Origin of the sequence: Vibrio sp. B1REV9 (assembly GCF_905175395.2) — a bacterium.
Taxonomy (GTDB): Bacteria; Pseudomonadota; Gammaproteobacteria; order Enterobacterales; family Vibrionaceae; genus Vibrio; species Vibrio alfacsensis.
The window spans coordinates 266962-280302 of the sequence record NZ_CAJIMW020000221.1 but is presented as its reverse complement, the minus strand read 5'-3'; the positions used below and the strand labels follow the sequence as shown (position 1 = coordinate 280302).

The window sequence follows — 13341 nt, the reverse complement described above, 5'->3', positions numbered from 1 at the left end:
GGAGGTCTTTACAATTTGACTCGTACAGCGATGATTAGAAGTTCGCAGAGCGAGGAGTACGTGGGAATGGGATCACGTCACGAACGTTGCCCATACCAGTTACGTAAGAGACTAGACGCTCGAAGCCTAGACCGAAGCCTGCGTGTGGCACGGTGCCGTATTTACGTAGATCACGGTACCAGCTCATGTGTTCTGGATCGATACCTACTTCACGCATACGTGCATCTAGGATGTCTAGACGCTCTTCACGCTGAGAACCACCGATGATTTCACCGATGCCTGGTGCTAGTACGTCCATCGCAGCAACTGTCTTACCGTCATCGTTAGCACGCATGTAGAATGCTTTGATATCTTTCGGGTAGTTCTTAACGATTACAGGAGCTTTGAAGTGCTCTTCCGCTAGGAAACGCTCGTGCTCAGAAGACATATCGATACCCCATTCAACTGGGAATTCGAACTCACGACCTGAATCTAGAAGAATCTGGATTGCGTCAGTGTAGTCAACTTGCGCGAAGTCAGAAGAAACAAACTGCTCTAGACGAGTGATCGCTTCTTTATCGATACGTTGAGCAAAGAACTCAAGGTCATCTCGACACTCTGCAAGAACGGCTGTGAATACGAACTTCAGCATGTCTTCAGCCAATTTTGCAACGTCGTCTAGTTCCGCGAACGCAACTTCAGGTTCAACCATCCAGAATTCCGCTAGGTGGCGGCTTGTGTTCGAGTTCTCAGCACGGAAAGTAGGACCGAATGTGTAAACTTTGCTTAGTGCACAAGCGTAAGCTTCTGCGTTTAGCTGACCAGATACCGTTAGGAACGTTTCTTTACCGAAGAAGTCTTCGTTGTAATCCACTTTGCCATCGTCAGTGCGAGGAAGGTTTTCCATGTCTAGCGTAGATACGCGGAACATTTCACCAGCGCCCTCTGCGTCAGATGCCGTGATCAACGGCGCAGATACCCAGAAGTAACCTTGCTCGTGGTAGAAACGGTGGATCGCTTGAGCTAGACAGTTACGTACACGTGCTACCGCACCGATTACGTTTGTGCGTGGACGTAAGTGCGCAACTTCACGTAGGTACTCAATTGAGTGGCGAGTTTTTGCCATTGGGTACGTGTCAGCGTCTTCCACCCAACCAACAACTTTAACGTCAGTTGCTGCTAGTTCGAATGCTTGACCTGCCGCAGGAGAGTCAACAATCTTACCTGTTACTTCAACAGAGCAGCCAGTGGTTAGCTTTAGTACTTCGTCGTTGTAATTATTAAGATTATTAGGGACCACGGCCTGAATCGGGTCGAAACAAGAGCCGTCGTAAATGGCAAGGAAAGAGATTCCAGCTTTGGAATCACGACGTGAACGGATCCAACCGCGTACAGTTACTTCACTGTCTACCGCGAGTTGACCTTTCAAAACGTCTGATACAGGCGCGTAAGTCATGTTTTAAATATTCTCCGTTAAGGCATAAAATCAACGCAACAAATCAAAGTGTCTGTCTTTTAACTCGTTTGTACAAAAAACAGCCGAGTGCTGCGTTGGAAAGAATTCTAAAGATTCATCGCAACATATTACCTGTCAATTCGATAGCTTCAACCTTTATATTCACTTTGAACGACAGAAATTTTCTATTTGTTCTCTCTTTGCTCTTTTTTACCGGGAAATGGGGTAACTAAACGCTTAAATGATGGTTTTGGTGGGGGGAGGGTTAGGCCGCAGGTGATTGCGTTAAAGGAGATTGGCATAAAGGTTGTCATCAAGGATTGAATTCCTTAGTATGGCGTCTCTTTTTTAGCCTGAGATTTAAGATGAAAACTGAATTATACAAAGAGTTTATGTTCGAAGCTGCGCACCACTTGCCACACGTGCCAGAGGGCCACAAATGTGGTCGTTTGCACGGACACTCTTTTCTTGTTCGTCTTTATGTAGAAGGTGACGTTGATCCACACACAGGTTGGGTTGTGGATTTTGCAGAAATTAAAGCGGCATTTAAACCAATTTATGATCGTTTGGACCATTACTACCTTAATGATATTGAGGGATTAGAAAACCCAACAAGTGAGGTTTTAGCAAAATGGATTTGGCTACAACTCAAGCCAAAGTTGTCACTATTAAGCAAAGTAGAAATTAAAGAAACTTGTACAGCAGGCTGCATTTACAAGGGCGAATAAATTCGCAATAAAGACAACTGGAAATAAGAACAATAAGAAATAAAGATAAATAAGAAAGGCAAGCTGAACGATAGCTTGCCTTTTTTGTCACTAAATCAAGTCAGATCTACATCAAGCCAGAATTAAATCCAGCCTGAGCCAAATCCATTCAGAAGATCAGCTTAACGCATGGCGAACAATCATCGCTTTCCCACTTTCGTCATACAATGACTTTTGCGTATTTTCAAACCCTGCTGATTCAAAAAGCGTCATGGCAACGGCATTTTTTTGTGGGATGGTGGCACAAATAGAATTACTCAGAGTATCTATTGCATACCCATAAACCATGAGCTTTTTCAGCGTCGCTTTACCTATACCTTGTCGTTGGAAGCGTCTGTCGATGACGATATAGCTTAGCCCTAATTCATGGCGTTTAGCGAAAGGCACATACTGTGCAAACGCTTTGTCGATGATGAGGTAACCCACAACGAGGTAATCATAAAAGATGGTATAGAAGACTTGTGACTTACTGCGCTTTTGATACGCTAAATCGAATGGCAGAAAAAATGCGGTTTGATCTTTGTCTACTTCAAGTTGCAGCAGACTAGAGAAGTCTTTTAATTGAGTCGGTTTAATCGCAATCATAGTGCATGCGTCAGCTAAGCGGTGATGATAGCCGCATTATACAATAGGGTGCAGTGTTTGTATCAATGATAAGGTGAGGGACTGTTTAATAATGGACAGCTTTTTCAATCTAAGGGGGCTTTCAAAATAGAACAGGGCACAGAGAGAAGAGAGGGGAAAGAAAAAACCCGAACCAATGGCTCGGGTTTGTTGTTAGTTCGCAAGACTTAGAAAATCACTTTATTAGCGAATAACCGTATTAACAAATCACTTTAATTGCTAGACCGCCTTGAGACGTCTCACGGTATTTTGCGTTCATGTCTTTACCTGTTTCTAGCATCGTCTCGATAACTTTATCTAGAGATACTGTCGGAGCAGAAGAACGGCGCAGTGCCATGCGAGTAGAGTTGATCGCTTTCACTGCCGCAATACCATTACGTTCGATACAAGGAACCTGTACCTGACCTGCAACTGGGTCACAAGTTAGACCTAGGTTGTGCTCCATGCCGATCTCTGCCGCCATACATACTTGCTCTGGGCTACCACCCATAAGCTCTGCAAGGCCAGCCGCCGCCATAGAACACGCTACGCCAACTTCACCTTGACAGCCAACTTCTGCACCAGAGATAGAAGCGTTACGCTTGTAAAGGCCGCCGATCGCACCAGATGCTGCGAAGTAACGGATGTAATCTTTCTCTGTCACGGTTTGGATAAACTTGTCGTAGTAAGCCAATACCGCAGGGATGATGCCACATGCACCATTCGTTGGCGCTGTTACAACACGGCCACCGGCTGCGTTTTCTTCGTTTACTGCAAAAGCAAACATGTTTACCCAGTCAACCACTGCCATTGGGTCATTTGACGTCTTTTCAGAAGTCAGAAGCTGTTGACGAAGTGCTGCTGCACGGCGAGGTACGCGTAGTGGCCCAGGTAGAATACCTTCTGTATTCATACCGCGTTCCATACCCTCACGCATGGTTTTCCAGATGTTCGCAAAGTAAGTACGAGACTCTTCATCTGAATGCAGCGCAGCTTGGTTTTTCATCACCAAAGCACTGATAGAAAGACCGTGCTCTTTACATTGGTTCACAAGCTCTTCAGCGGTTGTAAATGTGTAAGGAACCTTGATAGGGTTTTCTTCTTCTTTGCCGAAGTTTTCTTCATCGACGATGAAACCACCACCGATAGAGTAATACGTTTTCGAGTACGCGACTTCGTCATCGATCCAAGCGTGGATCTGCATGCCGTTTTCGTGCAGCGATAAGTTAGAAGTATGGAAGTTCATACCGCCATCTTTAGGGAACGATACTGTGTGACAGTGCATGCCAACAGGAAGGCGCTCAGTTTCTTCTACGCGAGCAATAAAGCCCGGTATAGAGTCGATGTCTACTTTCTCAGGGGTGTTGCCAGCAAGACCCATGATGATAGCGATATCGGTGTGGTGACCTTTCCCTGTCAGTGATAGTGATCCATAAACGTCAACGGTGATTTTAGTGATGTCGCGCAATTTTCCCATTGAACGAAGATCATCAATAAATTCTTTACCCGCTTTCATCGGGCCTACAGTGTGTGAGCTTGAAGGACCAACGCCGATTTTATAGATATCAAAAACACTAATCATATCGATTACCTCAGAACAAAAGCCTCCCAAGGGGAGTTGGGAGGCTTGTTTTTATCGTTATATTCTTGAATTAATCACGCTAAAAAATGAGCGGTGATTAAAGAGCGCCGTAGATTACAGAAGTAATCGCTGCAAGACCACAGATAACTGTGAAAAGCTGTACAGGTGCTGAAGTTTTGTACTTCGCCATTGCAGGAACTTTGTGCATTGCGAATATAGGAAGCAAGAATAGGATACCTGCAATCATTGGAGCGCCCATTGTCTCAATCATACCTAGGATGCTTGGGTTAACGATAGCAACGATCCAAGTCGTAATTACGATGAAGATTAGTGAGCCTTTCTCGATTTTGCTTACAGGCGTTTGAGAGCGAGACTTGATTAGACCAACTAGGCCCTCGTGTGCACCTAGGAAGTGACCGAAGTAGCTAGAAGTAATCGCTGCGAATGCCACTAGTGGACCCATGTAAGAGATCAGTGGAGACTCATGAACGTTAGCAAGGTAAGAAAGAACAGAGATGTTTTGCTCTTGTGCTGTTGCTAGTGCTTCTGGAGATAGAGAAAGAACAACAGAGAATACGAAGAACATTACAAAACCCATTAGCATCATTGCTGCGCCGCCAGTGATAGCGTCAGTTTTCTTAACTGCGTCATCACCAAACTGTTGGCGTTGTTCTTTAGAGAACTGAGAAATGATTGGGCTGTGGTTGAATGAGAATACGATGATTGGAATTGCTAGCCAAACGATAGTCGGTACTTCACCCCAGTTTGGTGAAACTTCCATCATAGATGTATTCCAATCAGGAATTAGGTAAACAGAAAGTGCCAGTAGGATAGCAACGAGTGGGTAAACCATTGCTGATGTTGCTTTCAGCATAAGTTCTTTACCAAATACAACACCTGCAGTCATTGCAAGGATCAGCGCACCTGATAGCAACCAACGAGGAATTGATTCCATACCCATTTGGTTAACTAGGAAAGAATCAACTGTGTTTGTAATACCAACACCGTAAATAAGTACGATTGGGTAGATAGCAAAGAAGTAGGCAAAAGTAATAAGGTTTGCGCCAGTCTTACCGAAGTGCTCTTCTACTGTGTCAGTGATGTCTGCGTCTGGGTTTTTCGCCGATAGTACGAAACGTGCTAGAGATTTGTGTGCGAACCAAGTCATTGGTGCCGCGATTAGAGCAAGGATGACAAGAGGCCAAAAACCGCCAGCGCCTGCTTTGATTGGAAGAAATAGTACACCTGCACCTACTGCCGTACCGAATAGGGATAGACACCAAGTGAAGTCTTTGTAAGTAAACTTACTAGACGATTGTGCGGTTGAAGCCGCAGAAGTAGTTGTAGTCATTTTTGAGTTACTCATTTTTGGGAACAGGAAATAAGTCGAGAGCAATTTTGCAGGATTTTACATTACAAAAATTGGATCTAAATCATATATTGCTCGAGCTTATCGAATGATATGTCAAAAACCTGCTTTTTATCACGAAAATGACGTGCCACACCTGATAAATGCTAATGATAGAAATTAGAAAAACTAATCCGAAAGGGTGGTTGTGTGAAATTTATTCTCCGCAAGCGTTTGCGTTGAAAACGGTTAATTAGACTAATGTGAAACTATGTTCTAAAAATAACTTTTTATTAATATTGATGCACATGATGGTTGGTCAAAAAGTAAACCTATCGTTGATAGTCTTGTCATTTAGTGATGATGTGTTTTTGCATCGACTCGATGATTTTTGCCGTCACTCCCCAGATAAAATGACGCTCATAGGGTATGGCAAATACTCTGTGATGGCTGTTTTTTAAACTAAATTTGGCGCTGAAAAGTTTCTTAGGATTCAAAATGTGAGTTGCGGGGACTTCAAAAACCTCTGCGACTTCGTTCGGATCAACCCGCGCAGTGTAGTTGGGAGAAATGAATGCTAAGAAAGGCGTCACATTAAATTGACTAATCGTTGGCAGCGGTCTGAGTTGGCCAAAGACAGTGATTTGTTCTGGTGATATGCCAATTTCCTCTTCGGCTTCACGCAATGCAGTATTAACTAAATGCTCATCGCCTTGTTCATACTTCCCTCCAGGGAATGAAATTTGACCAGGGTGGTGGCGTAAATGTGTGGCTCGCTTGGTAAATATGACCTGCAATCCACTTTCTCGCTCTACAAAACCGATCAACACCGCCGCGTCGCGCAATGATGCTTGGTTTAGATTGGCTAACCGCTTGAGAGACTCGTCATGATAGCCGGTTGGCAAATGCAGTTGGAAGTTTTGCAGTAGGGTTGCTTTGTCGATAACCAAAATAGATTCCTTTCGCTTGTTATTATTATGGACTTATCTCAGGTTTTGATGGGTGACTTAGGTATATTTCTGAACGATTTATCATTAAGGCACCATCTATAACTGATAGGAGTAGGTTCAACTTATATGGAAACGAGGCGAATGGCTACTTTGAATGTGGCTAGCATTGAGCGAAAGTGACAAGTGTTAACGAAATCAGAAAGCATCCATCTCAGAAAGCATCTATTTAAAAAAGCATTCACTTCAGAAAGCATGCATCGAAACAAACCAATGTTGATTGAAATGCAGAGCCGGCGTTCTGAGTACTAGCGGCATGCTATAAACATGCGATAAAAAAGAGGCAAACCTAAATAGGGTTGCCTCTGATGAGAAGTGTGGCTTAATGACGTGAGCGACCTATTTTAACGCCGGTAGGATCTTTGATAACTTGTCGAGCGTTTCTTGATACTCTGCCGCGCAATCACTGTCGGCAACGACGCCACCACCTGCCCATGCGTAAAGGCGGTTGTCTTCTGCAACGAGTGTGCGAATTGTGATACTGGTATCCATTCGACCATGACGGGAGATATAGCCAATGCTACCGCAGTAAGCGCTGCGACGATGTGGCTCTAGTTCTTCTATGATCTGCATCGCGCGGACTTTCGGTGCGCCAGTGATAGAACCTCCAGGAAAGCAAGCTCGCAGTAAATCGGCAGCATTATATCGCGTATCCAACTGCGCTCGAATGGTGCTGACTAGATGATGCACAGCAGGGAAACTTTCAATATCGAACAGCTTCGGAACATGAACGCTGCCCGCAGAAGCGACACGGCCAATATCATTGCGCAGCAAATCGACAATCATTAAGTTTTCGGCTTGATCTTTTTCCGCTGTTTGTAGATCGCGCGCATTGGCTTGATCTTGTTCGCGGTCCAAACTTCGTGGGCGTGTGCCTTTGATGGGCTTGGTTTCAATGACGTTGTCTTTTAATTCCAAAAAACGCTCTGGCGAGACACTGATGATCGCCGAATGAGGCATGCGGATAAATGCGGAGAAAGGCGCAAGGTTGGCCGCTTCGAGTTTGGTGTATGCCTGCCACTCACTGCCTTGATACGGTGCATTGAAACGCTGCGCTAAGTTGATTTGATAGCAATCTCCACTTAACAGGTAGTCTTGCACGCGATCAAAACGCGACGCATAAGACGCTTGCGTCATGTTTGATTGCCAGTCTCCGGTGAGTTTGAATCCCTCGGGATCAACGGATGATTGCTGGTCGACTGACGCGTCATTTAACCAATGCCAAGCTTGTTCAATGTTTTGCCCTACCAAACACGCTTGTTTAAGTTTGTGGTCAACGATCAATGCCCATTCATACAGACCAACAGCCATGTCTGGCGTCTGCAAATCTTTGTTCGCAAGTTCTGGCATGGTTTCCACCCGGCGACCTAAATCGTAACTGAAGTAACCTAAGGCCCCACCGACGAAAGGCAAATCCCACTCATTTGTTAACTTGAGAGTCGGCAACAGCGCTTGTTGCAATTCATCAAGTAGAGCAAATGGGTCAGCTTGCGTTGTGTATTGCTGAGTCGTCGTGTGTATATGAGTGTCATTTGCGATCGTTTCGAGGGTCGCAATCGGTTTTGCAACCAATATGTCGAAACGACTGTCAATGTGCGTATCAGAAGCAGAACGGAGCAGCATTGCCCAAGGTAAATGTTCAATACGAGAAAAAATGGAAGCGGCGAGATCGCGTGAGTAATCCAACGTTTGAAAACTGAGCAATTGTGTGTCCATGTTGTTCATTTGTTTAAATTGTGACAAAGAGTTCGTTCACTGCATGGCATGTGATGGGCAGCAAGAGTATCATAAACGTCTGTATAGCCAAACTACCTCTATACAAAGGCTTAAAGGTGGTTTTACTATATGAAAGGCCAACTTCTTTGAATCGTGTGTCGATATCAGCCGTTCGACGAATATTTATAACGGCTTGTTTATAAAAGTCTAAAAAACAAGCCGTTATAAAATATGCTCATTGAGAGCAGTAAGCTCAACAAAGACGACAGAAGCCAAGCCAATAATGGAAGCAAAGCATAACAATAATGAGGCATGCAATGACGGTAATACGCAAGCAGGACGTCATCAGCAGTGTTGCTGATGCGCTACAGTATATTTCTTACTACCACCCACTAGACTTTGTTCAAGCGCTTGAGAAAGCTTACTACCGAGAAGAGAGCCAAGCTGCGAAAGATGCAATTGCACAGATTCTGATTAACTCTCGTATGTCAGCAGAAGGGCATCGACCGATCTGTCAAGATACAGGCATTGTCACGTGTTTCGTTAATATCGGTATGGGTGTGCAGTGGGATTCTACCGACATGACGGTTCAGCAAATGGTCGATGAAGGCGTTCGACAAGCCTATACCAACCCAGACAACCCATTGCGTGCCTCGGTTTTGATGGACCCAGCAGGTAAGCGAATCAATACCAAAGACAATACGCCAGCGGTTGTGCACATCAATATGGTGCCAGGTAATACGGTTGAAATTCAAATTGCAGCAAAGGGTGGCGGCAGCGAAAACAAAACCAAGATGGTGATGTTAAATCCATCAGATGATATCGCAGAATGGGTAGAGAAAACGCTACCAACGATGGGAGCAGGTTGGTGTCCTCCAGGGATGCTAGGCATCGGTATTGGTGGTACGGCAGAAAAAGCCGCCGTATTGGCAAAAGAGTCTTTGATGGAGCACATCGACATCCAAGAGTTGATTGATCGTGGCCCGCAAAACGCAGAAGAAGCGCTTCGTCTTGATATCTTCAATCGAGTGAACAAACTGGGTATTGGTGCCCAGGGTCTTGGCGGTCTAACAACGGTTGTTGATGTGAAAATCAAAACCGCGCCAACGCATGCTGCTTCTAAGCCAGTGTGTTTGATTCCTAACTGTGCGGCAACGCGCCACGTTCATTTTACTCTCGATGGCAGTGGTCCGGCAGAACTTACGCCGCCGAAGCTAGAAGATTGGCCAGACATCACTTGGGAGGCCGGCGAGAACACACGTCGCGTGAACCTAGATACAGTAACCCAAGAAGATGTACAAGAATGGAAGACGGGTGAAACGGTTCTTCTATCGGGTAAAATTCTGACGGGGCGTGACGCTGCGCACAAACGTATTCAAGGTATGCTAGAAGCGGGTGAAGGGCTACCAGCTGGCGTGGATTTCAAAGGCAAGTTCATTTACTACGTTGGTCCGGTTGATGCGGTGGGTGATGAAGCGGTAGGCCCGGCAGGACCGACAACGTCAACGCGAATGGATAAGTTTACCGACATGATGCTCGAAGAAACCGGCATCATGGGGATGATAGGCAAAGCCGAGCGTGGTCCTGCAACGGTTGAGTCGATCAAGAACCACAAAGCGGTTTACCTCATGGCCGTCGGAGGCGCTGCGTACCTGGTTGCAAAAGCGATCAAGAAAGCACGCGTGGTTGCCTTTGAAGATTTAGGTATGGAAGCTATTTATGAGTTTGAAGTGGAAGACATGCCTGTCACCGTTGCGGTGGATTCAAACGGAGCAAACGCGCACCAAATTGGACCTGATACTTGGAAAGTAAAAATCCAAGAGATGGAAGCGTAGCCTGCACGATGATTATGTTGTTTCGCGATTAAATCCGTACCAAGCGGCCTTATTTTATCTGTCTCAACCAAGAGATTCTATCTATCTCAAGCAAGAGAATGTGACAAGGTGCTGATTTAACTAGCAAACAATTGACAAAAGTGCAGCGAAAGCTGCACTTTTTGTCTATATAATTAAAGATATACATTTATAGGCATAGCAAATGATGTTGTTATGCTGACTATAATTAGGAGACGACATGCCTCGTTTTATTCAGATTCTACAAATCGTTCTTGCTGTTGTGATCGGTGGCTTTGTGGGCTACGACTTGATTCTTCATGGTATCAGTATCTTCAATGAAAAATACGTAACCATTACTTGTGTATTGTGGCTGATTCTAGAAATCGCTTTGTTTGTTATCTACAAGTTGATAGAAGAAGATTAGTTTCCAGCGATTTAAATAATTCTTTAAGCCTCTGATGTTCTCAGGGGCTTTTTCGTTTATGTAGGCATAGTTTGCAGTGAATGTTTTGTTCATCTTCGATTAAGGTTGATAAAATTACACTGCGTAGCAAGACTTGATGAGATAACAAGAATGAAAAGAATAACGCAAGAAGTGAATGATTTTATTAGCCGAGGTATGGATTCCAACGTGCGGATTGCCGTAACAGGATTATCTCGTGCGGGCAAAACGGCCTTTATTACTTCGCTGGTCAATCAACTGCTGCATACTGCCACTCACGATAATTTGCCACTGCTTACTGCCGCCAGAGACAAACGTTTGATTGGTGCAAAGCGAGAACCCCAAGCCAACATGATGGTGCCTCGGTTTGCTTACGATGACGCAATGAATCAAATTCATGCCACGCCGCCTCAATGGCCGATTCCGACTCGTGATGTGAGTGAGATCCGTTTGGCGCTGAAATACAAGCCGAAAAAAACGACCAAAAAGTTGCTCAGCAAAACGGCCGTGTTGAATGTCGATATTATTGACTATCCGGGTGAATGGCTGCTTGATTTGCCATTGTTAGACATGGATTTTGCTACTTGGTCTCACTCTCAGTTTGATGCGCTAAAAGGTCAGCGAAGCGATCTTGCCAGTGAGTGGCTTGATGCGCTTGAACAGGTTGATTTACACGCTGATGTGAATGAAAAGCAGCTTGAAAAAGTGTCGCAAGCTTACACCGATTATCTACATGCCTGTAAAGAGGCGGGGTTGCATTGGGTTCAGCCTGGGCGTTTCGTTCTGCCGGGAGAGTTAGCCGGTGCGCCTGTGCTGCAGTTCTTCCCATGTCGATTTAATTCAGAATCTAAACCCACAAAAGGCAGCAATTTAGCCATGCTAGAAGCGCGCTATCATGAATATCAACAAAAAGTCGTGAAAGCGTTTTATAAGCACCATTTTGCTACGTTTGATCGTCAAATTGTTCTCGTGGATTGTTTGCAGCCGCTCAATGCAGGTGATGAAGCCTTTTATGATATGCGTCAAGCACTCGAGCAGATCATGCATAGTTTCCGTTATGGTCGCAGTAGCTTTTTGCGCCGTTTGTTTTCTCCGAAAATCGACAAAGTCCTGTTTGCTGCAACCAAAGCCGATCACGTTACACCCGATCAGCACCCACACTTGGTATCGTTGTTACAACAGATGGTACACCCTGCGTGGCAAACCGCAGCTTATGAGAACATTGAAATGAGCTGCATGAGCATTGCATCGATTCAAGCGACGACTTCTGGTTTTATTGCATCAGGAGATAAGACGGTACCTGCACTCCAAGGCACTACAATCGAGGGGGAAACCATGACCATGTTTCCTGGCGAAGTACCGAAGAAACTGCCAAATTCAGCCTACTGGCAAAATAGTGGTTTTGACTTTACTTCTTTCCGTCCGATGTCATCAGAGAGTGACGAGCCGATGAAACACATTCGCTTAGATAAAGCACTGGAATACTTGTTGGGAGATAAATTGAAATGAGCGATCTGAAACAAAAACAAGTCTTCTCAGAAAAGGTCATGCACCGAGAAGACGTCGAGTGTTCTCCTGAGCTGACCGCTCAAAAGACGTTCAGCGAAAAAGAAACTTTCGTACCTGTTGAGATTCAAGAACATCAAGAAGAAATCAAGCAAGAGTTACAACTGGAGCAGGTTATTCGCCCGAAATCCAGCCGTAAATGGCTGACAGCCGGTTTGTTTACGACTTTTGCAGGCCTTGTTGGGTGGCAAGCGGTGGATTCGGTGGTCACGGCTGTTCAAACCGCAGATTGGCTTGCTTTGGGTTGGGCTGGTTTTGTCACTACGATCGCCTCTTTTGGTTTAGGGGCGTTAGCTAAGGAGCTTTGGAAGTTACGCAAGCTTCGTCACCACTTCAGTGTGCAGGAAGAGAGTGAAGCACTGATCGATAGTCAGAGTGTCGGTAAAGGTAAAGCATTTTGCGAAAAGGTCGCGGAGCAAAGTGGTGTACTAGCAGAAAATCCAGGCTTTGACCGTTGGAAAAACAGCGTTAACCCAGCACACAGTGATGCAGAAATTCTTGATATGTATGATTCGATGGTGGTCAGCCAACAAGATAAACTTGCCACTAAGATCGTTTCGCAACACGCGACAGAATCTGCGGCATTGGTCGCCGTGAGCCCATTAGCGGCGGCTGACATGTTGCTGGTGGCGTGGCGAAATTTCAAGATGATAGACAACTTATCTAAAGTGTACGGCGTAGAACTTGGTTATGCCTCGCGTATTAAATTACTGCGCGCGGTATTCGTTAATATGGCAGCTGCGGGCGCGAGTGAACTGGCAATCGATGCAGGTATGGATCTAATGTCTATGGACTTGGCTGGAAAAATCTCGGCGAGGGCAGGCCAAGGCTTAGGCGTGGGTATCTTAACGGCTCGTTTAGGTCTAAAAGCCATGGCGTTGCTACGCCCATTACCTTGGTACCCAGAGCGACAAGTCAAATTGGGTACGATTCGTAAAGAAGTCGTGGCGAAAGTTGCATCAATTACGATGAAACCGTAATCAATATCACCTTTGATGAAGAGGATTGCTTGACGCCATTCCACGCATGGTAGAAACTAC

General features: G+C 45.2%; 11 protein-coding genes. 5 read left to right on the top strand and 6 right to left on the bottom strand.

Annotation, left to right across the window (positions count from 1 at the left end; genetic code table 11):
- Positions 1 to 34 precede the first annotated feature (34 nt).
- Positions 35 to 1435, bottom strand: a complete 1401-nt coding sequence (gene asnS / locus KHN78_RS01735) for an asparagine--tRNA ligase (protein ID WP_211919515.1) — start codon at positions 1433 to 1435, stop codon at positions 35 to 37.
- 365 nt (positions 1436 to 1800) lie between these two features.
- Here asnS and queD point away from each other — a divergent pair, with 365 nt between their 5' ends.
- Positions 1801 to 2163 (top strand): 6-carboxytetrahydropterin synthase QueD, encoded by a 363-nt coding sequence (gene queD, locus KHN78_RS01730; protein WP_211919513.1) that lies wholly within the window; start codon positions 1801 to 1803, stop codon positions 2161 to 2163.
- A 156-nt stretch (positions 2164 to 2319) separates the two neighbouring features.
- On the opposite strand, the gene KHN78_RS01725 is transcribed toward queD, so the two are convergent.
- The 5 genes from KHN78_RS01725 to pabB form a co-directional block, all read right to left on the bottom strand.
- Positions 2320 to 2787 carry a GNAT family N-acetyltransferase gene (locus KHN78_RS01725; RefSeq protein ID WP_211919511.1) on the bottom strand — a complete coding sequence of 156 codons (468 nt, stop codon included), beginning with the start codon at positions 2785 to 2787 and terminating at the stop codon, positions 2320 to 2322.
- 238 nt (positions 2788 to 3025) lie between these two features.
- Positions 3026 to 4387, bottom strand: coding sequence for an L-serine ammonia-lyase (locus KHN78_RS01720; RefSeq protein WP_099080867.1), 1362 nt, complete (start codon positions 4385 to 4387; stop codon positions 3026 to 3028).
- Positions 4388 to 4484: 97 nt separating this feature from the next.
- Positions 4485 to 5738, bottom strand: coding sequence for an aromatic amino acid transport family protein (locus KHN78_RS01715; RefSeq protein WP_211919509.1), 1254 nt, complete (start codon positions 5736 to 5738; stop codon positions 4485 to 4487).
- 347 nt (positions 5739 to 6085) lie between these two features.
- On the bottom strand, positions 6086 to 6685 hold the full coding sequence (locus KHN78_RS01710) for a CoA pyrophosphatase (protein WP_211919507.1): 600 nt from the start codon (positions 6683 to 6685) through the stop codon (positions 6086 to 6088).
- Between the two features lie 396 nt (positions 6686 to 7081).
- Positions 7082 to 8467, bottom strand: a complete 1386-nt coding sequence (pabB, locus tag KHN78_RS01705; protein ID WP_211919962.1) for an aminodeoxychorismate synthase component I — start codon at positions 8465 to 8467, stop codon at positions 7082 to 7084.
- Positions 8468 to 8775: 308 nt separating this feature from the next.
- On the opposite strand from pabB, the gene KHN78_RS01700 reads away from it, so the two are divergent.
- The 4 genes from KHN78_RS01700 (at position 8776) to KHN78_RS01685 (ending at position 13281) form a co-directional block, all read left to right on the top strand.
- Positions 8776 to 10293: a fumarate hydratase gene (locus tag KHN78_RS01700; protein WP_211919505.1), complete on the top strand. Its 1518-nt coding sequence runs from the start codon at positions 8776 to 8778 to the stop codon at positions 10291 to 10293.
- A gap of 238 nt (positions 10294 to 10531) precedes the next feature.
- Positions 10532 to 10717 carry a hypothetical protein gene (locus KHN78_RS01695; protein ID WP_128811100.1) on the top strand — a complete coding sequence of 62 codons (186 nt, stop codon included), beginning with the start codon at positions 10532 to 10534 and terminating at the stop codon, positions 10715 to 10717.
- A 150-nt stretch (positions 10718 to 10867) separates the two neighbouring features.
- Positions 10868 to 12244, top strand: coding sequence for a YcjX family protein (locus KHN78_RS01690; protein ID WP_211919503.1), 1377 nt, complete (start codon positions 10868 to 10870; stop codon positions 12242 to 12244).
- On the top strand, positions 12241 to 13281 hold the full coding sequence (locus KHN78_RS01685) for a YcjF family protein (protein WP_211919500.1): 1041 nt from the start codon (positions 12241 to 12243) through the stop codon (positions 13279 to 13281). The genes KHN78_RS01690 and KHN78_RS01685 overlap by 4 nt, the downstream gene beginning before the upstream one ends.
- Positions 13282 to 13341: the final 60 nt, after the last annotated feature.